Source organism: Candidatus Amarolinea dominans (assembly GCF_016704685.1).
GTDB classification, from domain to species: domain Bacteria; phylum Chloroflexota; class Anaerolineae; order SSC4; family Amarolineaceae; genus Amarolinea; species Amarolinea dominans.
In genome coordinates this window covers 46,322-70,895 of record NZ_JADIZS010000044.1, presented here as the reverse complement: position 1 = coordinate 70,895, position 24,574 = coordinate 46,322, and the positions used below count along the sequence as shown (strand labels likewise).

At 63.8% G+C, this 24,574-nt stretch carries 20 protein-coding genes and 2 tRNA genes; 17 read left to right on the top strand and 5 right to left on the bottom strand.

What is annotated here, in order from left to right:
* The first annotated feature begins 30 nt into the window (after window positions 1-30).
* The 6 genes from iolB to IPF85_RS21575 all read left to right on the top strand — a co-directional run bounded on the left by iolB (window position 31) and on the right by IPF85_RS21575 (window position 5,846).
* The gene (gene iolB / locus IPF85_RS21600; protein WP_343410125.1) at window positions 31-933 is read left to right on the top strand and encodes a 5-deoxy-glucuronate isomerase; all 903 of its coding nucleotides are present in this window, start codon (window positions 31-33) and stop codon (window positions 931-933) included.
* Between the two features lie 24 nt (window positions 934-957).
* Window positions 958-2,925 carry a 3D-(3,5/4)-trihydroxycyclohexane-1,2-dione acylhydrolase (decyclizing) gene (gene iolD, locus IPF85_RS21595; RefSeq protein WP_343410124.1) on the top strand — a complete coding sequence of 656 codons (1,968 nt, stop codon included), beginning with the start codon at window positions 958-960 and terminating at the stop codon, window positions 2,923-2,925.
* A gap of 64 nt (window positions 2,926-2,989) precedes the next feature.
* The gene (gene iolG / locus IPF85_RS21590) at window positions 2,990-4,015 is read left to right on the top strand and encodes an inositol 2-dehydrogenase (protein WP_343410123.1); all 1,026 of its coding nucleotides are present in this window, start codon (window positions 2,990-2,992) and stop codon (window positions 4,013-4,015) included.
* 31 nt (window positions 4,016-4,046) lie between these two features.
* Window positions 4,047-4,952 (top strand): TIM barrel protein, encoded by a 906-nt coding sequence (locus IPF85_RS21585; RefSeq protein WP_343410122.1) that lies wholly within the window; start codon window positions 4,047-4,049, stop codon window positions 4,950-4,952.
* 59 nt (window positions 4,953-5,011) lie between these two features.
* Complete coding sequence (locus IPF85_RS21580) at window positions 5,012-5,572, top strand: TIM barrel protein (protein WP_343410121.1); 561 nt, start codon at window positions 5,012-5,014, stop codon at window positions 5,570-5,572.
* Window positions 5,496-5,846, top strand: coding sequence for a sugar phosphate isomerase/epimerase (locus tag IPF85_RS21575; protein WP_343410120.1), 351 nt, complete (start codon window positions 5,496-5,498; stop codon window positions 5,844-5,846). The genes IPF85_RS21580 and IPF85_RS21575 overlap by 77 nt, the downstream gene beginning before the upstream one ends.
* Before the next feature lie 169 nt (window positions 5,847-6,015).
* Here the strand turns inward: IPF85_RS21575 and IPF85_RS21570 are convergent, their stop codons facing one another.
* Genes IPF85_RS21570 through IPF85_RS21560 form a run of 3 tightly spaced genes read right to left on the bottom strand, consistent with a single transcriptional unit; the run spans window position 6,016 to window position 8,567 of the window.
* Window positions 6,016-6,885, bottom strand: a complete 870-nt coding sequence (locus tag IPF85_RS21570; protein WP_343410119.1) for a sortase — start codon at window positions 6,883-6,885, stop codon at window positions 6,016-6,018.
* Window positions 6,882-7,577 carry a lysophospholipid acyltransferase family protein gene (locus IPF85_RS21565; RefSeq protein WP_343410118.1) on the bottom strand — a complete coding sequence of 232 codons (696 nt, stop codon included), beginning with the start codon at window positions 7,575-7,577 and terminating at the stop codon, window positions 6,882-6,884. Before IPF85_RS21565 ends, IPF85_RS21570 begins: the two co-directional genes overlap by 4 nt.
* A 36-nt stretch (window positions 7,578-7,613) precedes the next feature.
* Window positions 7,614-8,567: a LysM peptidoglycan-binding domain-containing protein gene (locus IPF85_RS21560; protein WP_343410117.1), complete on the bottom strand. Its 954-nt coding sequence runs from the start codon at window positions 8,565-8,567 to the stop codon at window positions 7,614-7,616.
* Window positions 8,568-8,732: 165 nt separating this feature from the next.
* Here IPF85_RS21560 and IPF85_RS21555 point away from each other — a divergent pair, with 165 nt between their 5' ends.
* The 11 genes from IPF85_RS21555 to IPF85_RS21505 all read left to right on the top strand — a co-directional run bounded on the left by IPF85_RS21555 (window position 8,733) and on the right by IPF85_RS21505 (window position 23,921).
* Window positions 8,733-9,704 (top strand): OB-fold nucleic acid binding domain-containing protein, encoded by a 972-nt coding sequence (locus tag IPF85_RS21555; RefSeq protein WP_343410116.1) that lies wholly within the window; start codon window positions 8,733-8,735, stop codon window positions 9,702-9,704.
* 37 nt (window positions 9,705-9,741) lie between these two features.
* Window positions 9,742-11,763, top strand: coding sequence for a M4 family metallopeptidase (locus IPF85_RS21550; RefSeq protein WP_343410115.1), 2,022 nt, complete (start codon window positions 9,742-9,744; stop codon window positions 11,761-11,763).
* A 20-nt stretch (window positions 11,764-11,783) separates the two neighbouring features.
* On the top strand, window positions 11,784-13,322 hold the full coding sequence (locus tag IPF85_RS21545; RefSeq protein WP_343410114.1) for a hypothetical protein: 1,539 nt from the start codon (window positions 11,784-11,786) through the stop codon (window positions 13,320-13,322).
* Window positions 13,323-13,357: 35 nt separating this feature from the next.
* The gene (gene serS, locus IPF85_RS21540) at window positions 13,358-14,644 is read left to right on the top strand and encodes a serine--tRNA ligase (RefSeq protein ID WP_343410113.1); all 1,287 of its coding nucleotides are present in this window, start codon (window positions 13,358-13,360) and stop codon (window positions 14,642-14,644) included.
* Between the two features lie 76 nt (window positions 14,645-14,720).
* A tRNA-Ser gene (locus tag IPF85_RS21535) sits at window positions 14,721-14,811 on the top strand.
* Window positions 14,812-14,822: 11 nt separating this feature from the next.
* Window positions 14,823-14,914: transfer RNA gene (locus tag IPF85_RS21530), tRNA-Ser, on the top strand.
* Window positions 14,915-15,118: 204 nt separating this feature from the next.
* Window positions 15,119-16,336, top strand: a complete 1,218-nt coding sequence (locus IPF85_RS21525) for a YgeY family selenium metabolism-linked hydrolase (RefSeq protein WP_343410112.1) — start codon at window positions 15,119-15,121, stop codon at window positions 16,334-16,336.
* Window positions 16,337-16,351: 15 nt separating this feature from the next.
* Window positions 16,352-17,332, top strand: coding sequence for an ornithine carbamoyltransferase (locus IPF85_RS21520; RefSeq protein ID WP_343410111.1), 981 nt, complete (start codon window positions 16,352-16,354; stop codon window positions 17,330-17,332).
* Window positions 17,333-17,507: 175 nt separating this feature from the next.
* On the top strand, window positions 17,508-18,698 hold the full coding sequence (locus IPF85_RS21515) for a hypothetical protein (RefSeq protein ID WP_343410110.1): 1,191 nt from the start codon (window positions 17,508-17,510) through the stop codon (window positions 18,696-18,698).
* A 227-nt stretch (window positions 18,699-18,925) separates the two neighbouring features.
* Entirely contained in the window at window positions 18,926-22,882 is a 3,957-nt protein-coding gene (locus tag IPF85_RS21510; protein WP_343410109.1) for a hypothetical protein, read from the top strand.
* A gap of 202 nt (window positions 22,883-23,084) precedes the next feature.
* Window positions 23,085-23,921 (top strand): hypothetical protein, encoded by an 837-nt coding sequence (locus IPF85_RS21505; RefSeq protein ID WP_343410108.1) that lies wholly within the window; start codon window positions 23,085-23,087, stop codon window positions 23,919-23,921.
* A 37-nt stretch (window positions 23,922-23,958) separates the two neighbouring features.
* Here the strand turns inward: IPF85_RS21505 and IPF85_RS21500 are convergent, their stop codons facing one another.
* Together IPF85_RS21500 and IPF85_RS21495 are read right to left on the bottom strand one after the other, a co-directional pair.
* Entirely contained in the window at window positions 23,959-24,288 is a 330-nt protein-coding gene (locus IPF85_RS21500) for a type II toxin-antitoxin system PemK/MazF family toxin (protein WP_343410107.1), read from the bottom strand.
* Window positions 24,285-24,545 carry a hypothetical protein gene (locus tag IPF85_RS21495; RefSeq protein ID WP_343410106.1) on the bottom strand — a complete coding sequence of 87 codons (261 nt, stop codon included), beginning with the start codon at window positions 24,543-24,545 and terminating at the stop codon, window positions 24,285-24,287. Before IPF85_RS21495 ends, IPF85_RS21500 begins: the two co-directional genes overlap by 4 nt.
* Window positions 24,546-24,574 lie beyond the last annotated feature (29 nt).

Sequence of the window (24,574 nt, the reverse complement as noted above, 5' to 3'; positions counted from 1 at the left end):
CCAACACCAGCCTTGCAGGAGAAACGAGCGATGAAACAATACCATGCCGACAACCTGGTGATCCATCCTGGTCAGGCGGCCGATCCGGATGTCATCGTCGAAGTCACGCCCGAAATCGCTGGCTGGGAGACGATTCACTTTCAAGCGCGACGCCTGCCCGTTGGCCGTACCTGGTCGTTCCAAACCGGCAACCATGAGTTGGTCCTGGTGATCTTGGGCGGCACCCTGGATGTCTCATCAGATCACGGTCAATGGCTCGGTCTGGGACGCCGCGCACATGTCTTTGCCGGACTGCCCACCGCGCTCTATCTCTCATGTCACACCTTTTTCACGGTTACGGCTGCCACCGACTGCGAGTTTGCGGTCGCCTGGGTCAAGGCCGACCAGGACTTCGCACCGCGCCTGGTGACGCCGGCCGACGTCAGCATCGAGATTCGCGGGGGCGACCACGCCACCCGGCAGATCAACCGCATGCTGCCGCCCGGCTTCCCCTGCCAGCGCCTGGTGGTGGTGGAAGTCTACACGCCTGGCGGCAACTGGTCGAGCTATCCGCCGCACAAGCATGACGTGCAGGCGCTGGCGGCCGATGGCAGCCTGGCACAAGCCGACCTGGACGAGGTCTACTATTATAAGATGAATCGCCCGGAAGGCTATGCCCTGCAGCGCGTCTACACCGATCACAACTCGCCGCTGCACCGCGCCGGCTTCCCCATTGATGCCGCGGTCATTGCGCACGACAACGATGTGGTGCTGATCCCAGAGGGCTATCACCCGGTCTCCAGCCCGGTCGGCTACACCACCTATTATCTCAACGTGCTGGCCGGCAGCGCGCAGAGCCTGGCCGCGCAGGATGATCCGACGTTCGCCTGGGTCAAAGATTCCTATCAGTCCCTCGACCCGCGTGTACCGATCTACGATCTCAGTCAAGACTAACGAGCACATACGGAGGCGCGTGAGGTGACCACACAAACGATTCGCCTGACCCTGGCGCAGGCGCTGATCCGCTCCCTCAAGAATCAATATGTCGGCCGTGATGGCGTGGAGACGCAGTTTTTTGCCGGCTGTTTCGGGATCTTCGGCCACGGTTGTGTGGCCGGCGTCGGCGAGGCGCTGCTGCAAAACCCGGACTTCCGCTATTACCAGGTGCGCAATGAACAGGGCGCGGTGCATGCCGCCACCGCGTTTGCCAAGGTCAAGAACCGCCTGCAGACCTTCGCCTGCGTCACCTCCATCGGCCCGGGCGCGACCAACATGATCACCGGCGCAGCCACGGCGACCATCAACCGCCTGCCGGTGCTGCTCTTGCCGGGCGACATCTTTGCCCGCCGCAACGTGGCGCCTGTGTTGCAGCAGATCGAGTCCGCGCACAGTCAGGATTTTTCGGTCAACGACTGCTTCAAGCCGGTCAGCAAGTATTGGGACCGCCTGAACCGGCCGGATCAACTGCTGACGTCGTTGCCCGAAGCGCTGCGCGTGCTCACCAGCCCGGCCGAGACCGGCGCGGTCACCCTGGCGCTGCCGCAAGATGTGCAGACCGAGGCCTTTGATTATCCCGTCGCCTTCTTCCGCCGTCGCGTCTGGCAGATCATGCGCAATCGGGCCGACCGAGCCGCGTTGCAGCAGGCGGTCGAGCTGATCCGGGCCAGCCAGAAGCCAATGATCGTCGCCGGCGGCGGCGTGATCTACGCGGATGCCACCGACGCGCTGCGCCAGTTCGTAGATGCAACCGGCATCCCCGTGGGCGAGACGATGGCGGGCAAGGGCAGCCTGCGCTGGGATCACCCGCTGAACCTCGGCGCGATCGGCGCCACCGGGTCCCTGGCCGCGAATCGCATGGCCCGTGACGCGGACCTGGTGATCGGCATCGGCACCCGCTACAGCGACTTCACCACCGCGTCCAAGACCGCCTGGCAGAATCCGGGTGTGACCTTCATCAACATCAACGTCACCGAGTTCGACGCGGGCAAGCATTACGGCCTGCCGGTCGTGGGCGATGCGCAGGTGACGCTGGAGGAACTGAGCGAGATGTTGGCCGGCTATGCGGTGGCCCCGACCTACCGCGCCGAGGCGCAGCGCCTGCACGACGCCTGGGACGCCGAGGTGCAGCGTATCTACGACATCCGCCTGGCGCCGCTGCCGAGCCAGGGCGAGTTGATTGGCGCGCTCAACGATGTGGCCGGCCCGGACGCGATCATGCTCAATGCGGCCGGCTCCATGCCTGGCGACCTGCACAAGCTGTGGCGCGCCACGCATCCCAAGAACTTCCACCTGGAGTATGGCAATAGCTGCATGGGCTACGAGATTGCCGGCGGCCTGGGCGCGAAGATGGCCGCGCCGGCGCGCGACGTTTTCGTCATCGTCGGCGACGGCAGCTATCTGATGCTCTCGTCCGAATTGGTCACCTCGGTGCAGGAAGGGGTCAAGCTGATCGTGGTGCTGTGGGACAACCACGGCTTCAAGAGCATCGGCTCGCTGAGCCGTTCGCTCGGGCTGGACGGCTTCGGCACGCGCTTCGTCCGGCCTCAGGATGGTATGCTGGCCGGCGATGCGGCCGGCGACGCGGTCGAGCCGCTGCAGATTGACTTTGCCATGAACGCCCGCAGCCTGGGCTGTCACGTGATCGAATGTGTAACCCGCGCTGACTACGTGGCGGCGCTGCACGCGGCCAAAGCAGCCGACCGCACCACCGTGGTCGTCATCAAGAACGACCGCTTGCACGGCGTGCCGGGCTACGAGAGTTGGTGGGACGTGGCCGTGCCTGAGGTCAGTGAGTTGCCCTCGGTGCAAGAGGTTCGCGTGCAGTACGAGAAGATGCGGGAAATGGAACGGTTTTTCTTCCAGGGTACGGGGTCGGGCAGCGACAGCGAGCGGTTACGTGTCGCCCACGGCAGCAACACCGCCCAACGTCCTGCCCGCACAGCATAAGAGGTCATCACCAGAGGGCATCACCAGAGGGCATCACCAGAGGGCATCACTAGAGGACATCACTATGGAGAAGGTGGAGAAGGTTCTGAATGTCGGTATCATCGGCGCCGGCCGCATTGGCAGGGTACACGCGGCAACCCTCGCCTACCGTATCCGGGCCGCGCGCATCCTGGCTGTCGCGGATGTCAACCTGACAGCCGCGCAGCAGGTGGCGGCGCAGTTTGGCATCCCCATGGCCACGGACGACCCGGCCGCGCTACTGGACAACAAAGACATCGAGGCCGTGCTGATCTGTTCGGTCACCGGCACGCATGCCCACTTCATTGAAGAGGCCGCGCTGGCGGGCAAGCATATCTTCTGCGAAAAACCGATCGCGCTCGACCTGGCTGCCATTGACCAGGCGCTGGCCGCAGCCGCAAAGGCCGGTGTGAAACTGCAGATCGGCTTCAATCGCCGCTTCGACGCCAACTTCCGCCGCGTACGCCAGGCCATCATGACGGGCGAGATTGGCACGCCCGCGCTGCTGCACATCATCAGTCGTGACCCAAGCCCGCCGCCCATCGCGTATGTCAAAACCTCTGGCGGCATGTTCCTGGACATGACCATCCACGACTTCGACATGGCGCGCTTCCTGATCGGCGCGGAGGTGGATGAGATCTACACCCTGGCTGGCATTACGGTAGATCCCGCCATCGGTGAAGCCGGCGATGTGGATACGGCGGTGATGATGCTAAAATTCAGCAATGGCGTCATCGGCACGATTGACAACTGCCGGCGCGCAACCTACGGCTATGACCAGCGGGTCGAGGTGTTGGGCAGCAAGGGCGCCATCAGCAGCGCGAACAACTACCCGAACGCCGCAACCCTGAGCGACGGCGCCAGCGTGCGGCGCGATCTGCCGCTGAACTTCTTCATGGATCGCTACACCGAGAGTTTCGCGTCGGAAATCGCCGCGTTCGTCGAAGCGGTGCAGCAGGATCAGCCAACGCCAGTGACGGGCCACGATGGCCGCGTGCCGGTCGTGATGGGCCTGGCCGCAGGCAAATCGCACCGCGAAGGCCGGCCGGTGAAGTTGAGCGAGATCGGGTGAGGGAGGAGATCGGAGATCGAAAGGTAACACGATGACTCGAAAAATCTCTATCGGCAATGCGCCCTGTTCGTGGGGCGTCATCGAAAACGTCGAGGGCAGCCGCGGCGGTTACGCCCAGGTGCTCGACGAGATGCAGGAGACCGGCTATCTCGGCACCGAACTGGGCGACTGGGGCTTCATGCCGACCGACCCGGTCGTGTTGGCCGGAGAGCTGGCGGCGCGCAATCTCAAGCTGCTGTCCTCATGGGTCAGCGTCAAGCTGCACGATGCTGACTGTCATGCCGCCAGCGAGGCCGACGCAGTACGTACCGCACGTCAATTGGCGACCGTCGGCGGGCCGGACTGCCTGATCGTGTTGGGCAATGATCCCTACATGGATCCCATGCGCACCTTCAACGCGGGGCGCATCCGGCCTGACCAGGGCATGAGCGAAGCGCAATGGCAAGTTTTTGCCGCAGGCGCCAATCGGGTGGCGCGGACGGTGAAGCGCGAGACCGGGCTGCGCACCGTCTTCCATCACCACATCGGCACCTGGGTCGAAACGCCGGCAGAGACGGCGCGGCTGCTGAGCATGACCGACCCTGACGTGTTGGGACTCTGCTTCGACACGGGCCATTACCGCTTCGGCGGCGGCGACCCGTTGACCGGGCTGAAGCGCCACGCCGACCGCATCTGGCACGTCCACTTCAAGGATCACGAGCCGGCGGTGGCCGCACGCGCGCGCCAGGAGGGCTGGGGCGGCGTGCAGGCGGTTGGACACGGCCTCTTCTGCGAATTGGGCAAAGGCGATATTGACTTTCCGGCGATCCTGGCCCAGCTCCGGGCGATGGACTACAGCGGTTGGATCGTCGTCGAGCAGGATGTGCTGCCGGGCATGGGCAGCCCGAAGGAGAGCGCCCGCCGCAATCGCGAGTATATCCGCAGCATCGGTCTGTAAGTTCAACGAATGGTCATTCGGGAGCTGGCAGCCGCACTGAAAGGGGTAGAGGAGGGATCATGTTACTGGGATTTCATGGCGCGACCACGATGACGAGCGACCTGCAGACCGATGTCGCGGTTTCACGCCAGGCCGGCTATCGCGGGCTGGAACTGTGGTCAGCCAAGGTTGACATCTATCTGAAAAGCCATTCCCTGGCCGAACTGAAAGCGCTGTTCGAGGAAAACGGGGTGGCCCCGCTGAGCTTCAACGCCCTGGAGTTTGTCGGCTTTCGCGGCGACGACTATCCGAAGATTCAGGAACGCTGCCAGGAGATGTGCAAGATTGCCGCGGCGATCCACTGCCCGCTGATCGTGGTGGTGCCCAGCCCGACCGAAGCCCGTTGGCAGCTCCCCTGGGCCGACGTGGTGGCCGAGTACGTCAGCGTGCTGCGCGATCTGTCGGACATCGCGGCGCCCTACGGCACCCGGCTCTCGTTCGAGTTCCTGGGCTTTGGCTGGTGTACCGTGCGCACCCCGCGGCGCCTGGGAGATCGTCAAACAGGTGGATCGCGCCAACGTCGGCATGACGGTGGACTGTGCGCACCTCTTTGCCGGCGGCGGCCTGCTCGCCGAGATTGACGCGCTGGATCCGGCCAGGGTCTTCGCCTTTCACCTGGATGATGTGGAAGATACCTGCAAAGAGGCCATCACCGACAACACCCGCGTCTATCCCGGTTTGGGCGTCATCCCGCTGGACGAACTGTGCGCCCGCCTGAGCCGCATCGGCTACAACGACACCTGCTCGATCGAGCTGTTCCGCCCGGAGTATTGGCAGATGGATCCGCTGCACGTGGCGCAGACCTGCCGCGCCGCCGCGCTGGCCGTTCTGTCGCCGCACTTCCAGGTAGAATAGGCCGCAGCAACGCGGCAGCTCCGGCGCCTATCCAGAGTAGCGCTGTCAGCAATGAACCCATGACACAGCCAACCTCGCAGCAGCCCGCGCCGCTGACGACCACCCATGCCGATCCACCCTGGCAGGTGGTCGCGCCCTACGTGGTTACGATCCTGCTTTTTGGGTCAGCTCAATACTTCGTGGCGATGACAATGACGCGATGGGTGTTGTTGGTGAAGGGCCAGCAGCTCACCAGGGTCAGGCGGGTGTCGGCGAAGGGGCCGATCCAACGCGCATTGGCCTGACGCACCGCCAGCGGCTCCCCCTTCTCCCTGACGATGAAGCGATCCAGCACGGTGTAGGTGAAATCCTGGTCGCCCACGCTGAGTGTGATCTCGTCGCCCACGTTGATCTCGGAGAGGCGGCGGAAGACCATGCCCCTGATGTTGTTGTGCCCGGACAGCACCACATTGCCCACATCGCCCGGTTGCGCAGAATTTTCATGCCAGCCGGCTGCGAAATCAGCCACTTCCCATTCGAGCGTGGTCTGACCATTGCGGGTGACCGAGTTCCAGCCGACGGGAACGACCGCGGCGTTCACGCCAATGCTGGGAATGCGCAGGCGCGTGGGTATGCCTGGACTGCTGGCGGTTGCGGTGGGCCGAGGCGTTTGGGTGGGGGTTGCGGTGGGCCGAGGCGTTTGGGTGGGGGTTGCGATGGGCGTTATCAGGGCGCCGCGCAGCATGTCATCGCCGGTGGCGGTAGGCGTCGCGCGCGGAGCGGCCAGGGTCGTTGGCGTTGGCACGGCTGTGAGAGCAACAGGAGGCAGCGCCGCGTCACTGACTGGCCCGCGGTTATCCGGCAGCAACAGAGCGGGCGCTTCCAATGCGGGCGCTACCAAAGCGGCCGCTGCCAGTGATGGGTCGCGGGGACCGGCGGGCAAGGGCGGCGGTAGCAGGCTGCCTTGCACATAGGTCCAGCCGGCCAGGCCCAGAAGTAGCGCACCGACCAGCATCAGCAGGCCACCGGTCAAGCGCAGAGCGGGTGTCTTCATCATCATGCGGTGTCTCCTGGGGGGAGCCGGTCGGCGTAAACGCCCCGGTAAGATGGCGGCAGCAGGCTTGCCAGGCGGCGCATGATCTGATCGGTGTAGACGGCCAACTCGGCGCTGCGGGCGTGAGCGGCCTCCGGCGGCAAGCTAAAAGGCTTGCCCACCACCACGCGCACGCGGGAGCGACGCAGATGCGCCAGCTCTGACCAAGTCTTCTCCTGCCCCCACGCGACCACCGGCACCATCGGCGCGCCGCTGCGCGCAACCAGGTACGCGGTGCCATCGTGCCCCTTTTGCAGGGCGCCGGTTCTGCTGCGCGTCCCTTCCGGCGCAATCGCCAACATCTCACCGCGGGCCACGGCGTCCAGGGCGGCGCGCAGGGCCTTGCGGTCAACTTCACCGCGCGCCACCCAAATGGCGTTGGCAAAGGTGCGCAGCAGCCAGCCAAAGAAGGAGAATGGGCGATTATGCTTGTCTGCGGCAAACACCGTGACCTGGCGCGGCAGGATGATGAAAATCGCCGGCCCATCCATGGTATCGAGATGATTGGACACCAGTACCGCCGGTCCGTTCAGCGGAATGTTCTCCATGCCCTCGGCCTTGAAGTCGGTCAGCAACCACAGCAGGAGGCGCATCAGTGCCCGCATGAGCCGATATCCGATGGACATGGTGGGTAAGGGTGAAAGTGCGTGATCGTTCATAGCTCTCTTCTGTGTCATGGGAGTATCAGAACAGCCTCATGGGCTATTCCGCCGCGCCTGTGGTATAATCTCAATTGTCACCACGGGGCCGGTCGCCGGCACCAGGTCAATCTCGAATTCAGTATGACCGCCAGGGGGAATAACGTTGTGCTCCGGCTCGGCGCGGCGCACGCCCACTACCCGTCCCGCGGCGTCGTAGAGCGTGATCACCAGGGACACCTGCACGGCGTCTTCGGGACCGACATTGAACACCTGGCCGCTGACCTGGTAGGTCCCAAAGTTAGCGCCGCCGCCGGCCGCGGTGCGCACGTCCAGGTCGCGGTAATAGCCGCCGAGATAGGCCGGCATGGCGGTCAGCGCTTCGGCCTGGTAACCGGCAAATGTGGCCGGCGCCGAGGGGAACAGCAGGGCAAACGGCGCACGACCGTTGACTTCAACCAGGTCCGCCACCGGTGCGCCCTGCACCCGGCTCAAAACCTGGTTATCAGCGGCAAGCAGGCTAATGGCCAACTGCACGCCTTCCAGGGGTACGCCAGCGCCGTTGACGACATTGCCGAAGCACCACAGGCCGCCCAACGGCGTTTCGGCAAAAAATAGATTCTCAATCGCAAAGGGCAGCGGTGTGGCCGTGGCCGTTGGTTCCACGCCAGCCACGACGGTATCGGCCGAGGTCGGGATAATCAACTCCTGGCCGACACGCAGGCTGCGCGGGTCCAAAATGCCGTTGCTCTCCTGCAGGGCCGCCACGCTGACGCCGAAGCGGTTCGCGATGGCGAGCAGGGTATCGCCACTGCGGATCGTATAGATCACCGGCGTCGGCGTCACCGTAGGCGTCGCGGTTGGCTCAGGTGTGTAGGGCGCAGGGGTGGAGGTCGGTCGTACCGTGGCCGCTGCGGTAACGACCGCAGTGGGCGTTGCGGGCAGCGGGGTGGCCGTGGGCCGGGTGATCACCTGACCGCAGGCGCTCAAACCCACCAACAGACCAATCACCACGGCCCCCAGGCTGTGGAAATTCCATTGGTGGAGCGGACATCGAACCTGATAGATTGATTGGCAGAGCTTGCGACCTGGCGCCATGCCGTCATTATAAAACGAAAACGCTAAAACCCAAATCCTGACCTGTCAGGTTGGGGCCTGTCACAGAAGAGGACCATCATGCCGGCCAAGACCCAATTCATCAGCAGCCTGCAGCCAGGCGATGCCGTGCTTGACTTTTTCCTGGTCAAACGCAGCCGGCTGCGCCCGTTCAAGGACCCGACCGCGGGTTCGTTTCTGTCCTTGCTCCTGAGCGATCGGTCCGGCGAGATCGGAGCGCAGGTGTGGGACAAGGCCGAAGAAATGGCGGACCTCATCAGCCCTGGCGCCGTGGTCAAGGTGCAAGGCCGGGTCCGTCAGTATCAGGAACGGATCTATCTGGCCATTCGGCAGATTCGCCCGGCGCGGCCGCACGAAATCGTCCCGACCGACTACGATCTGTCCGGCGCGACCCCGGCCGGCGAGCGTAACGTGGAAGCGATGCTGGGCGTCTTACGCGATGCCATCCGCACGGTTGGGCATCTCGATCTGCTCCGCCTGCTCGACAGCATCTTCGGCGATGCCGATTTCCTGGCCGATTTTTGCCAGGTGCGCGCCAGCCCGCTGCACCATGCCTACCACGGCGGCCTGCTGGAACACACAGTGGAGATGCTGGTACTCTCACGCCCTCTGCTGGCGCTCTTCCCGGCCGTGGACGGCGACCTGCTGACGACGGCCATCCTGCTGCATGACGTGGGCCGGGTGATCGAGGCTGGCGCCAACGAGAGCATGAGCCGCCTGCCGGCTGCGCGCCTGGTCGGCCATCAGGCGCTTGGCGACGCCTGGCTGGTCGAGCGCCTGGCGCAAATTCCCGACTTTGCGCCCGACCTGGCGCTGCGCCTGCGCCACAGCGTGCTGAGTCACCACGGTTACACCGGAGCGTCCGGCCCGGCCACCCTGGAGGCGCTGGCGTTGGCCCGCCTGAATACCCTGAGCACTGAACTAAACGAGACCACGCGGGCCGCGCGCCAGGCGCAGAGTCGTCACGTCGCCTGGACGGGCGATCTGATCGCCACACGCGGACCGCTCTACGTGGGCCAGGAATCGTCCTGACCATACTCATGTGACTGAAAAAGCAAAGGAGTGTTGTATGTCCAAGATGTTTCGTTCGCTCATCGTTCTTGTGATCCTGGGCACGTTGCTGGTCGGCGTTCTGCCCGCCAGCGGCGCACCGCCCGCGCCCGACAGCCTGAGCCAGGCGGCCCGCGGCGCGTTGACCATCACGCGCGACCTGGCAACCGGTGCGGCCACCTTCGTCCGCAGTGAAGGCGGCATCGTCAGCGGCATGGAGGCCGACGCGCTGGCGAAGGACCCGGCCGGCGCGGCCCGCCGTTTTGTGGCGCAGCATGAGGCGGCCCTGGCCATGCCCGGCGCCGCGCAGCAGTTGGCGCTCAGCGCGGTCGAGCGCGACGCGCTGGGCATGACCCACGTGCGTTTGCAGCAGGTTTTCCAGGGCGTGCCGGTATTTGGCGCTGAGGTGTTGGTACACTATGCGGCCGATATGCAGACGGTCAACACCATCAATGGGCATTTTGTGCCTGGTCTGGCGGTCAACACCAGCCCAAGCCAAAGCGCGGACGCGGCGTTGGCCGTCGCACGCTCGATTGATCCACAGGCCGTGGTTTGGGCCAAGCCGGAACTGCGCATCTACACCTCGGTGATTGACCCCGCCGTCAGCGGCAATCACCTGGCGTGGTTGATTCGCCTTGACAACGAGAAGATTCCAGCGCGCTTCTTGTACGTGCTGGATGCGCACAGCGGCGCGGTGCTCACCTCGTACAACGAACTGGACACGGCGCGCAATCGCCAGATTTACACCGCCAACCACTCCCAGTCGCTGCCGGGCACCCTGGTGCGCAGCGAAGGCGGGCCGGCCACCGGTGATGACGATGCCGATCATGCCTACCAGTACCTGGGCGATACCTACAACTACTTCTTCGCCTCCTTTGGTCGTGACAGCTACAATGGCGCCGGCGCCGCGATGAAAGCCACCGTGCATTATGGCTCCAACTACCAGAACGCCTTTTGGAACGGCACGCAGATGGTCTTCGGCGACGGCTTCCCGATTGACGACGTCACCGCGCATGAGATGACGCACGCCGTGACCGAAAACGAAGCCAACCTGATCTACCAGAACCAGTCGGGCGCACTCAACGAGTCGTTCTCCGACATCTTCGGCGAGATCATTGACATGACCAACGGCGCCGGCAATGACACACCGCCGGTGGCCTGGCTGATGGGCGAGGATTTGCCGGGCATCGGCGCCATCCGCAGCATGGCCGACCCCACAATTTACGGCGACCCGGATAAGGTCTCCAGCTATGACTGCACCACCGCGGACAACGGCGGCGTCCATACCAACAGCGGCATCCCCAACAAGGCCGCCTACCTGATGGCCGCCGGCGGCAGCTTCAACGGCCACACCATCACCGGCATCGGCCTGGACAAGATGGGCCGCGTGCAGTACCGGGCGCTCAGCCAATACCTGACCCAGGCGTCCACCTTCGTGGATGATCTCAACGCGCTGAACCAATCGTGCCAGGACCTGATCGGCAGCTACGGCATTACGAGCGCGGACTGCACGCAGGTCAGCGAGGCGCTGTTGGCGGTGGAGATGAACACCGCGGCGCCTTGCAGCAGCGGCGGCTGCGCGGTGCAGACGACGGTGGCGGACCAGGCCGCGTTCAAATCGCCGGGCGAGGCCATCCACACCGCGCTCATCATGTACCGCACGCGCGAACAGGTGATGCGTGGCGCGCCGGCCGGCGAGCACCTGATTGACCTGTACTACGAGCATTCGGGGGCCATGGCCCGCATCCTGGCGCAAGACCCCGCCCTGCGACATCACATGGCCGCGTTCCTGGCCGCGGTGGCGCCTGGCTTGGACGCGCTGGCCGGTCACCAGGATCGCGCCGCCCGCCTGACGATTTCGCCTGCCGCCATGGGCCATCTGCAGGCCGTCCTCACCGGTTTCGAGCAGGCCGATCCCGCCAGCCCGCTGGCCGCCGCGGTCCGCCGCGAACGCCAGCGCTTCGATCTGGATAAACTAACCAATCAATCGTTTTCAGCCGCCTGGGCCAGCCTCAATCAACAGATGCAGGCTGCCCGCTAACTCACAGGAAGGAACCTGCCATGACCATTCGACTCATGCGCAATCTCAGGATCTCGCCCTTGCTCTTGATGGCCGCAACCCTAATGCTGCTGCTGCTGGCGTTCGGCGGCGCGCTGGCCAGTTCGCCCAGCGTGCGCGTCGCGCCCGATTCGTACGAAGGGATCGCCATCAATGGCAGCCAGGCGAGCGCGCTCATCGGCGCCGACGTCAACGATCTCTTCGTCTTTGTCTACCATGCCGCCACCACCACCTGGGCCATTATTCCGTTCCAGGTGGATGAGGTGGATGCGACAGGCTATTACACCACCACCGATGAAATCCCCACCTTCGACGCCAACGACGAGATCGCCTTCATGGTCGGCGACCTGGGCGATCAGGCGCCGGCCTGGACGTGGCTGCTCACCAGCGACCGCCTGACCCTGCCGCGGGTGGAGGTCAAGGTGGCCGACCCGGCCAATCCGGCCAACGCGGCGTATGCCTACATCGTGCGCAGCCAGGACGCGCTGGCGCTGGCGCCCGCTGATTATGTCGCCTATGTGACGGCGGACAAGACCTTCGATACACCCGCCTACCTGGCCGGCCTATCGCCGTTGGCGTCCGGCAGCAGTGGCTGGCATCCGGGGCTGGAAAAACTGCGCATCAAGAATTACACCCCTTCCCCGCAGGACATTCTGGACCGCACACACCTGCGCATCGGCATCAAGCCGCGCTTTCTGGGCTTCTGCCTGCCCACGCAATATCTGTGCGAAGAAGATCTGGCGCAGTACCTGCCGCCCGACTTCGACCTGACGCCGACGAAGGATGGCGCGGTGCGCGTCGTGGGCGGTGGGCCATTGACCCCTACCCTGATCTACCGCGATAGTCTGTATGTCTCGTCCAGCTTGGATCTGGCTACGCTGGCCGGTGATCCCAACGTGTGCAGCATCGCCTATATGCGGGTGACGTTCGACCTGCGCGACCCCAACCTGAGCGCCTTCGCGCCCGCCACCTACTACGACGCGACCGGCAGCACCGATCCGGTCAACGGCGTCGCGCCGGGCACGGCCATCGGCGGTGCGCCGCGCAGTTGGGTGCAATACAGCGGCAGCCAGGGCAGCATCGTGGTGCTGGACAGCCTGACCGCGGCCGGCGGCGCCGCGGCGCACTACTATCGGGACAACAGCAGCGCCGGCAGCTGCACGGAGGGCGCCGATCCTGGTTCGAGCGGCTCCTACGGCGAATCAGGCACGGAAATCACTAACCCCACCGGCCTGCTCAGCATCGTCTTCTCCGGGGTGATCCAACCGCCGGCCGCCGGCCCCATCGGCGCGCCGATTCGCAGTAATCTGGACAATCCGCTGCAAGAGACCGCCAGCGCGCAGTATCTGTGCAGCGTGGCGGACCTCGACGGCAACCACGTGGTGGACGTGATCGGCGACATCGGGCCGGCCGCGGCGGCTTGGTCATGCCAGAGCGGCGACGCCTGCTACCTGCCCGCGGCCGATACCAATCAAGATGGCGCGGTGGACATTGATGACGTGCAGCTCGTCAGCGCCTGCTTCGGCTGGGCCTTGCCTTGACGGAGCGGCCAACTCTTGCTAGAATTGGGCCAACTATGTTAGACATCAGATTTGTGCGTGACAACCTGGAGATGGTCAAGCAGGCCATGCAGGATTTACAGGCGCTCGACGTGCCGCTCGACGCGGCCCTGGCGCTGGACGACGAGCGGCGCAAGGTTCTGACGGAACTGGAGACCCTGCGCGCCCGCCGCAACACCGACAGCCGGCGCATCGGCCAACTGCTGCGCGAGGGGCAGCACGAGGCGGCTACGACTCTCAAAGCCGAGCTGGCCGCACTGCCCAATGGTATCGCAGCCCTGGAGGAGCGCCTGGCGCAAATTGACCCGGCCCTGCGCGACGCGTGGCTGCGCATCCCCAACCTGCCGCTGCCACAGGTGCCGGTGGGCAAGGATGAGAGCGAGAACATCGTCACGCGCGTCGAAGGCCAGCCGCGCGCGTTCGATTTCAGCCCGCGGCCGCACTGGGAAATCGGCGAGGCGCTGGGCATCCTGGACTTCGAGCGCGGCGTCAAGCTCTCCGGCTCGCGCTTCTACGTGCTGAAGGGCCTGGGCGCCCGCCTGCAGCGCGCGTTGATTAGCTGGATGCTCGATGTTCACATCATGGATCATGGCTACACCGAAATCTATCCGCCCTATATCGTCAAGGCTGAGTGCCTGGTGGGCACGGGCAACCTGCCCAAGTTTGCTGATAATCTCTACCATGACGCGGAAGAAGACTACTGGCTGATCCCCACGGCCGAGGTGCCGGTGACGAATCTGTATCGCGACGAGATCTTGCCGCCCGGCGCGTTGCCCATCTATCACGTGGCCTACACGCCCTGTTTTCGGCGTGAAAAGATGAGCGCCGGGCGCGACGTGCGCGGCATCAAGCGCGGGCATCAGTTCGACAAGGTGGAAATGGTCAAGTTCGTCGAGCCGGCGCAAGGCGAAGTCGAGCTACAAAAGCTGATAGACAATGCCGAAGACATCGCGCGCCGCTTGCAGATTCCGCACCGCATCATCCAAATGTGTACTGGCGACCTGGCATTTTCTGCAGCCGCCAAGTACGATGTCGAATTGTGGGCGCCCGGCGTCAACGAATGGCTGGAAGTCAGCTCCTGCTCGCTCTTCACCGACTTTCAGGCACGGCGGGCCAACATCCGCTACCGGCCAGACGCCAACAGCAAACCGCAGCACGTCTTCACCCTGAACGGATCGGGCCTGGCGTTGCCGCGTGTGATGATTGCCGTGCTCGAAAATTACCAGCAGGCCGATGGCTCGGTGGTGGTGCCCGACGTTCTGCGCCCGTACATGGGCGGCGCCGAGGTGATCCGTCAGCCATAGCGTCCGCTGAACGGCCAGAATTTTTGACAGTCACCCCCGCGGATGGTATACTGGCGCCGCTTGACAAGAGGTGTCAGGAGGGATGGCCGAGCGGTTGATGGCGGCGGTCTTGAAAACCGTTGTGGCGCTCTGCGTCACCGGGGGTTCGAATCCCTCTCCCTCCGCCAGGTGCCAACCGGGGGAGGTCGCATAGCATGGTCTAGTGCGCCCGCCTGCTAAGTGGGTACACCCGCAAGGGTGTCGCGGGTTCAAATCCCGCCCTCCCCGCCATAGAAAGAGCCAACCTGGATCAGGTTGGCTCTTTTGCTTTGGCCCGGCGACTGCAAGTCGCTGCTACCATTGCGAAGTCCACCTGCGCAGGCTGTGATGCATCCTCATGGTTGACCTTCTTTGATGTTCTTTGACCGGTGACGCGCTTCGTGCTACAATGTAGCATATGTCTGACAAGATTACAAGCAACGAGGTCAATTGATTATGTCAAAAGATCCTTCACAAACCACGGTGACGGAGATTCAGCGGCGCGTGGCTGCGCAGTGGGAACCGATCAGCACCTTCTTCCGTGAGCTGTGCGCCATTCCGAGCATGGCCGGCCAGATCGAGGCGGTTGGCAAACGCATGGCCCAAGAGATGGAGAGCCTGGGGTACGATGAGGTACGCTTCGATAAGATGGGCAACATCATGGGGCGCATCGGCAGCGGCCCGCGCGTCATCGTCTATGACACCCACATTGACACGGTAGGCATTGCCGATCCTGACGCCTGGAAATGGGATCCCTTCCAGGGCAAGATTGAAGACGGCGTCCTCTTCGCCCGCGGCGCCGGCGACGAAAAAGGCTCGGCGCCCGGCATGGTCTATGGCCTGGCCCTGGCCCGCGACCTGGGTCTGCTGGACGGATTTACCTGCTATGTGTTCGGCAACATGGAAGAGGACTGCGATGGCATTGCCCCCAATACCTTCGTCGAAATTGATCCGCAGGTGCGCCCCGATTTTGTCGTCATCGGCGAACCAACCAGGATGAAGGTCTATCGCGGACACAAAGGCCGCGTGGAGATGAAGGTGGTGGCCAAGGGCCGCAGCGCGCACGCCGCGTCCAATCACCTGGGCGACAACGCCATCTACAAACTGCTGCCCGTCATTGCGGCCATTCGCGACATGGAACCGCAGTTGGGCGATGACCCTTTCCTGGGGCATGGCAAGATCACCGTTTCAGACATCAGAGCGCAGACGGCCAGCCTGAACGCGGTGCCCGATGAGGCGACGATCTTCATTGATCGCCGCGTCACCTTTGGCGAATCCAGGGACGAGGCCATCGAGCAGGTGCGGCGCTTGATCCCGGCCGCCAACCAGGCCGCCGGTGATATCAAGGTGGATATGCTCTTCTACGACATCCCAAGTTACACCGGCTTCGTTTACCCCGTGGACAAGTATTACCCGGCCTGGGCGTTGGACGAAAATCACGCGCTGGTGCAGGCCGGCCAGGCGGCGCGCACAGCCCTGGGGCTGCCCGCTGCGCCCACCGGCAAGTGGGACTTCAGCACCAACGGCACCTACTGGATGGGCAAGGCCAACATCCCCAGCATCGGCTTCGGCCCCGGAGATGAAACCACCGCCCACACCGTCAACGACAGCAACCGCCTGGATGACGTGGTCAAGGCCACAGAATTCTACGCCCTACTGCCCGCGCTGCTATAAGGAGATTCCGAGACTATGCAAACCAACTTACGCGGACGTGACTTCATTGGCGACACCGACTGGACGCGTGAAGAGATCGAGACGGCGCTCGACGTGGCTTTTGACTTGAAGCGCATGCGCGCCTTGAACCTTCCCCATGCCTACCTGCGTGACAAAGTGCTGGCGATGCTCTTCTTCTTCACCAGCACGCGCACGCGTGGCTCCTTCGAAGCGGGCATGGCGCAGTTGGGCGGCCATGCCGCGTTCATCGAATCGCAGACCACCCAAATCAGTCACGGCGACACGGCGAAAGAGATCGGCGAAATCTATGGCCGCTACTTCGACGGCATCGCCATCCGCCAGTGTGACTGGAACTACGGCAACAGGTACATCCGCGAGGTGGCCGCAGCCAGCCGCTCCCCGGTGCTCAACATGCAGTGCGATGTCTACCATCCCTTCCAAATCCTGGCCGACCTGATGACCATCATGGAAAAGAAGGGCAAAGACCTGCGGCGCAAGAAGATCGCCGTCTCCTGGGCCTATGCCGCCAGTTACGTCAAGCCCATCTCGGTGCCGCAGTCTCTCATCATCCAGATGAGCCGCTTCGGCATGGATGTGGTCCTGGCGCATCCGCCGGAGTACAGTCTGATGCCGCACCTGCTGCAAGAGGCGCAGGATAATGCCAAACGCTACGGCGGCAGTTTCAGCGTCACGCACGACATGGACGAAGCCTTTACCGGCGCCGATGTGGTCTACCCCAAGAGCTGGGGCTGCCTGCTGACCACCGAGGATGGCGGTCAGGCGGCCGAGATTGCCAAGAAATACACCAGTTGGATCACCGATGACCGCCGCATGGCCCTGGCCCACGACGACGCCATCTACATGCACTGCCTGCCCGCCGATCGTAACATCGAAGTGACCGACAGTGTCATTGACGGCCCGCAGAGCGTGGTCTACGACGAAGCCGAAAATCGCCTGCACGTGCAAAAAGCGGTCATGGCGCTGACCATGCCTTGATGCGGGATTTGACCTGATCTGTGGCCGGCGCCGGGATCAGCAGGGCCACCCACCCCTGACACCCCGGCGATTGCCACCATGCCGGCTGCCTGATCTGGTCCGGAGAAAGTCCGGAGAAAGTCCAAAGAAAGTCCAAAGGAAGCCCAAAGAAAGGAGCAGGAGGAAACATCGCCCTATGAACCGACTCACCACCACTCACAACTGGCGTACACTCCTCGTGGTATTTGTCGCCGGAATGCTCGTCGGCCTGTTCGTCCTGGGCTGGGGATTATTCCCCGTCAAATGGACGAACGCCAACCTGCGTGACCTGCGTGAAGGCGCGCAAAATAACTATCTGGCAGCCGTGGCGGATTCTTATGCCGCCGGTGGCAACTTCGACCTGGCGCAGCAGCGCCTCAAGGAATGGACGCCGGCCGAAGCCCGCACCCGGCTGGACAAGCTGGCCGCGCGCTACGGCGCCGAAGGCCGTATCCAACAAGCGCAGAATGTGCAAAGCCTGGCCGACGCGGTGCAGGCTGCGCCAGCGGCCGCGCCGCCCACCGCCACGCCGACGATCACCACAGGTATCATTCAACGCAACAGCAGCCTGCTCACCCTGCTCTGCCTGCTGTTAGGAGTCCTCGTCATCGGCGCCGGCCTGGGTCTCCTGGCCTGGGTGATCGTCGCACGCCTACAGCAGCCGGCCGCCATACCCGCAGGGGCTTTGCCAACGATCGAACCGCTCCCCACGGGCAATGTCATAGATGGCGAGATAATCGGCGCCTACAGCGCAGACGCGGAACCACCGTCGCGACTTACAGCCACCACGACAAGTTATCGGCCGCCGCCGCCGATCCCCGACACTGTTTCAACCTTGCAGGAGCCTGCGCTACCTGTCGCTGCGCCCGCCAGTCTTGCGCATGAAATGCCGGCCAGCACCACCCTGGTGCCCGGCAAGCGCCTGGCCGAATTCGATGCGGTCTACCACCAGGGCGATACTGATTACGACGAAGCCTTCGTCGTAGATGGAGAGGCAGGCGCCGGTTATCGTGGGGAATGTGGCATGGGTATCGCCAGCGCCCTCGATTCCGATTCCACGCAGGCCACCGCGCTCGAAGTATGGCTCTTCGATAAGAGCGACATTCACACGGTGACCACCGTGCTGATCAGCGACCATGCGCAGGGCAACCCGGCTCTTCACGAGCGCCTGGCCGAAAAAGGTGACATTCTGCCCATTGCGCCCAACCAAATCTTCACCATCCAAGCCAAAACGCTGGCCCTAAAAGCCGAAGTTACCAGCGTGACCTACGCTGAAGGCGCCGGGGAGCCGCGCAGTGTCTTTGAATACGTGACGATTCACCTGACAGTCTACGCCCTCGAAGCCTAGCCATCACAGGGGCGCCCACAGCGGCGCCCCTGTTTTTTTCCTCACGCCGCACGTCCAGCCACCCGCCTCACCGTCTTCGTGACCACAATCCTATTCAGTCGCCCGTGCATAGTGGCTACACTGTTTGTCAGTGCTTGCAGTCCGTTTGACCGCGCCGCCGGGTTTCGCACATCGGCGGGGCGCCACGACCGCAAAGCACGACACGTCACGGTGTTTCACGGGGGATTATGATGTCAACCTTCTTCTTACGTCACAGGCATCGCCTGATCTGGATTCTGGCCCTGGCCGTAATAGCCAGTTTTCCTGGCATCCCCGCGCTGGCAGAATCCGGTCCGCTGGCGACGCCCACCACACCGCCGGCCACCGCCACGCGCACGCCAACCCCCACGCGTACGCCGACTCCCACGCGTACGCCGACCCCCACGCGCACGCCGACTCCCACGCGCACGCCGACGCGCACGCCAACACGGACCCCCACCTCAACCGCCACCCGCGTGCCGCTGGTGGAACCGGTGCTCCTGGAGCCGGAAGATGGCGAGTCTACCAGTGCCCTGACCGATCCGCCCACCGGCAGCCCCACCCTGCGTTGGGCCAGCCAGACCGTGGCCACCCATTATTATGTCCAGTTGAGCAATTCCTCCGGCTTTGCCGTGATTCTGGAAGAGGCCGATACCCTGTCTACTGCCTGGACTCCCACCAAATCCCTGGGCGACGGCATCATCTACTGGCGCGTCAAGGCCGGCAACACCCTCGGCTGGGGACCCTACAGCAGCCCGCGCTTTTTCAGCAAAGACTGGAGCGCCGGCGGTGTGGTGGTGGCCCAGCCACTGGCGCCGGCCGACGGCGCCACCCTGGCCGCCTTCTCGGCGCCAGTCTTTTCCTGGAGCGAGGTGCCCGGCGCGGCGCGCTATCTGTTCCAGGTTGATGGCGACCTCAACTTCGGTTCGGTTGACTACAGTGCGCTGACGCTCAAAGCCGCGCATACGCCCACCGTTCGCCTGGCCAGCGGCCTCTATTACTGGCGCGTCACGCCCATTGATAACCGCGAACACTACGGCGCTCCCAGCCCGCTCGTCTCCTTCCGCCTGGAATGGAATGAAACCCCCAGGCTGCTGGCCCCTGCCGACAATCCCTACCCACCGCTGACCTTTTCCCCCGAATTTCGCTGGACGGCCGTCGCCGGGGCGCGTGAATATCGCCTGGAAGTCAGCACCAGCCCAGACTTCACCACCGTCACGATCTACACCACGCGCAGCGCCGCCTTCACGCCCGATCGCAACCTGGCCAACGACCAGGAATACTACTGGCGCGTGCGCGCGGTGGATGCCCAGTTCAACACCGGGCCGTGGAGTGAGGTGCGCCGTTTTCAGATGCGCTGGAACCTGGCCCCCCGCCTGCTGACACCGCTCAACAACCAGATTGCCCTGGGCCACCCGGTTTTTAGCTGGATGCCGGTGGCCGGCGCGGAAAAGTATCAAATCCAGGTAGATGAGAGCATCGGCTTTGCGGCGCCGATCAAATTCGATGAGCGCATCTACGGCGCCGTCTACGCGCACACGGGCTGGGGCGAAATTATTCTCAATGCCACCTACTACTGGCGCGTGCGGGCCATTGATGCGCGCGGCAACCTATCACCCTGGAGCGAAGTGCGCGGCTTTGATTTCGGCGCCCGTTTTGGCCCCAACCTCATCTTTCCCCCGCACTACGCTGAGTCTGACACCAATCTGGCCGTCACGGCTGACGCGACCCAGGCCACGCCTCTCTTCATCTGGGACACGGTCCACGATGCCGGCGGCGCCCGCCCATACCAGGCGGCCGATCGCTACATGCTGGAAGTGCGCGACGCTCTCGATGGCACGCTGGCCTTTTCGTTGACCACCGCCGGTCATGCCGCGGCGCCAACCACCAACAATCCCTTCTCCGGTCTACTCAATGGGCGCTTGTACAGTTGGACCGTCACCGCCTACGTCGGTTCGACGCGCCTCGGCTTTCCCATGACTTCGCTGGCGCGGCTGGACAGCGCCCGCCAGACGCTGCCTGCCGCCGCCCCCCTGCAGTTGCTTTTTCCAGACGATGGCCGCGAAGCCACCGTGGATGCGCCCATCCTGGGTTGGCAACCGGCGCCCGCGGCCACCAGCTACCGGGTGCAGATTGCCGAAGACCGTGACTTCAGCCGCCTCGTGGACGAAGCCAGCGCACAATTCCTCAACTACGTCCCCTGGCAGGACCGCCAGGCGCGGCTTCCCAACGGCGCCTATTTCTGGCGTGTGCGGCCAGAGCCAGGTGGCGACTGGAGCGAGGTGCGTCATTTCAACATCAGTCACCGTCTGCTCACCGGCAACCGATTCGACTACCCGCTGCCGCAGCCGCTGGTCGGCAGTGAACTCAACCAGGTTGCCAGCGGCAGCAGTCAGGAGTTGAAGGGTCTGTTTGTCGCGCAGGACCGTTACGTAGACGCCAGCCGCCTCAGTTGGGTCATCGCCCTCGACACCCAGTCCTATGGCGCCCTGCAATTTGGCATCTACTTCGACACCAATCATTGCAACGATCCTGACACGGCCGTGTGTCGGGGCGGAGCGGGCGCCACGAGTGACCCGCTCGGCAAAGCCATCAGCACGGACGGCCTCTATCGCCCGGAATACGTCCTCTACGCCCAGCGCAACGGCGGGTTGGCAAACGCAGATTCGACCTATCTCTACACCTGGAACGGCAGCGGATGGGGCGCGGCGCAGAGCCTGGCCAGTATCGGCGGCGCGGTCGCTGATACTGGCGAAGATATCGAAATTCGCCTGCCCTATGTGGCGCTTGGCTCCGGCGACGCCAACTGGATCGGCAGCCTGGCCCTGGCCGCATTTACCAGCGCGGCCGATAGCGCCATTCGGCAGGCGCTGCCCGCGGCCACCGGCAACACCCTGACCCGCTTTGCCTTCACCAGTGACGCGCTGAACCCCATCTACCCATTCGATAGTCCCGGCGAGGGGCTGCTGGCGCAGGTCGCCATGCCCGGCCTGCGCTGGCTGATGCCGGCCTACGACTCGGTAGATGGCTACCAGGTCGAAGTGGCCCGTGATCCTGGATTCACCGATGTCGTCGAAACCTGGGAAACCTGGGAGAGCAACTTCACCCCTAGCCCGCTCTACATGTTCCTGGCCACCAGCTTCACCACCAAGCAAGTCTATGCCAACAACCAGTCCTACTACTGGCGCGTGCGGGTGCGCCATGAGCTGATTCTACCGCCGCCCAGCACCCTCTTCGACTACGGCCCCTGGTCACAGCCAAGCCGTTTCACGCTGGACAGCCTGCCCACCGGCGGACTGACATCGGCGCCCACATTTACCACCCCCACTTTCTCCTGGCAGCGCGTCGAAGGAGCCTCTGGCTACACCTTGCAGGTAGACGACAACAACGATTTCAGTTCACCCCTGGTCAACCAAGCCGTGGACGGGATCTCCTTCACGCCGACGGACACCACCGGGTTCAGCGCCATAGGTGAAGGCACCTATTTCTGGCGTGTCGCCACCCGGCGCTCAGCCTCCGTGCAGGGGCGCTGGAGCGCCACGCAAAGCTTCACGCGCGCCTCGCCTTTTCCACAACCCCTGGCGCCCATCGGCGGCGTTGCCATTTCCAATCTGCCCACCCTGCAATGGGCTCCCATTCTGACGCCCACACTGGAGCCGCGTTTCGCGGTGCCCCGCTACCGCCTCAAGATAGACGATGACCCCAATTTTGGCAGCCCGCTCCAGGTAGACACCTCCTCCAGCTCCTTCACACCGGTCTGGCACCAGCCGTTTCGTGATGGCACCTGGTACTGGAAAGTGGCCTTCCTGGATGCCAACAACCGCGAAGGCCCGTATAGCCCGCGTGAGTCGTTCTACAAGGAGTATCAGGCGCCGCCGCTGCTGTCACCGCTGCCCGGCGCGGTGACCGGCGTCACCCCCACCTTCCGCTGGCAGCCCAGCGCGCCTGCCGCCTATTACCGTGTGCAATACGACCGCAGCGAAACTTTTTCCGCGCCAGTCACTCTCAACACCGACAGCACAACCTGGACACCGACCGGCCTGGTCGTGCCTGGCCACATCTACTGGCGTGTGCAACTGCTCGATTTTGACAACCAGGTTGGCCCCTACACCCGCGGCGATGTCAACCTGGGTGGCAAACAGATCATGCCTTTCATCTCGAAATAGCCGGCAAAATAGCCGGCTGATTGAAAGCTGACCGGTTGAGAGGACACGCGCACGTGCGGCCCGTTGAAATTGCGGCGCGGCATCACCGCTTCTTGATTTTTCGCCCTCGTGGTAGAATCAGCCTCGCCTGGCGCCCCCCGCACGGCCGGCGACCGGTCGCCCAGCGGCGAACCGAGTCCAACCTGAAAACAAAGGACGTCCGATGCCACGCTTTTTCCGTCCCTATCCCGTTCGCTACCGTACCAACCAACCTGCAGCCTGCGCACGCCGGCAGCCCCACGCGGCACAGCCTGTGTGGCGACTGCTGCCACTCCTGAGCGCGGCCCTGGCCCTGTTCCTGCTGACAGGCTGCGGCGCTCCCGGCCCGGCCGCCACCCCCACGCCGACCAAAACCCCAAAACCGCCGGCCACCGCCACCGCGGTGCCGGCGACAGCCACCCCGCTGCCGCTGCCGACCGATACGCCGGTTGCCACGGCCACCCCCGTGTCCACCGACACCCCGCTGCCCACGGCCACGCTCGCGCCCACCGACACCTCCGTACCACCCACCAGCACCCCGGTGCGACCCACCAACACCCCGCGGCCGCGCGCCGTTCCGCCCACCAACACCCCGGCCCCGCCGCCGGTTGCAGACCCCTGCGCGGGCATTGGCGGCGACGGCTGCAAGTTCAAAGTGCGCGGCGGCCCCGGCTTCCAGGACAACGGCGGCGGTGAGCTGAAGATGCAGCTCGCCTTCGTTCACAGCGGCGTGGATGGCGGTCAGCCGCAGGGTGACTATCGCATCCGCCTGTTCAAAGACGGACAGCCGGTGCCCGGTCCGGAGAACGTGCTCAGCACCGCCTTGACCGCCAACCAGGGGCCGCTCGGCAAGTACAACTGGGAGTTTGCCATCCCGGCCGGCCAACTTCCCGGCGGCAACGTCGGCGGCAGCTACAGCATGCACGTCCTGGACGGCAACCGCGAGCGCGACAGCCGCGACTTTACCTTCTCCCTGGGCAACAACCAGGGTTTCGTATGGATCTTATGGGATCAAAGCTAGGAGGAAGTAGTAGAGCACTGCCTGGCGGCAGTTCTGGTTAGTCTGGCAAGTCAAGGGCAGCTCGCAACGCCTGGCTCAGCATACCCATCAGTCTGGGGGTCAACGCACCAATGTAGTCAGTCAGCAGTGATTTGGGCAGGCTCACCAATTCATCACAGTGAATGCTGCTGTCGTGCTTCAAACCTTCAGCAATCCCAATCGGCACCTGTGTTGACAAGCCGTCGTGATTCGAATAAACAGGCGCGCAAATGACTGTGGAGAAACGGGAGTCAATCAAGACCTGTCTGCTCACGACTACGAACACGCGCGACTTCTTGGGGTCGCGCGCCGAGGGATTTGTCACTCGATACAGGTCACCGCGTTTCATAGAGCAACCTGGTAGGTCAGCACGTCCTCAGCTTCTCGATTGAGGTTTTCAGCGCGCTGATTGATGATCTCGAGGTCACGGGCATTTTGTTCTTCGCGTCTGCGTTGTACCAGGAAACTACGCACCGCCTGTTCGATGAAATCAGAACGACTGGTATTGTGCGGACGCAAGCGATCAACGGCACGCAGAAGTTCTTTCGGCAAGAATACGATTGCCCTGGCCCGACCAGGCACATTTGTCATTGTTTGATGAAACATTTATCAATCCCCCATGCCAGGCATTCACG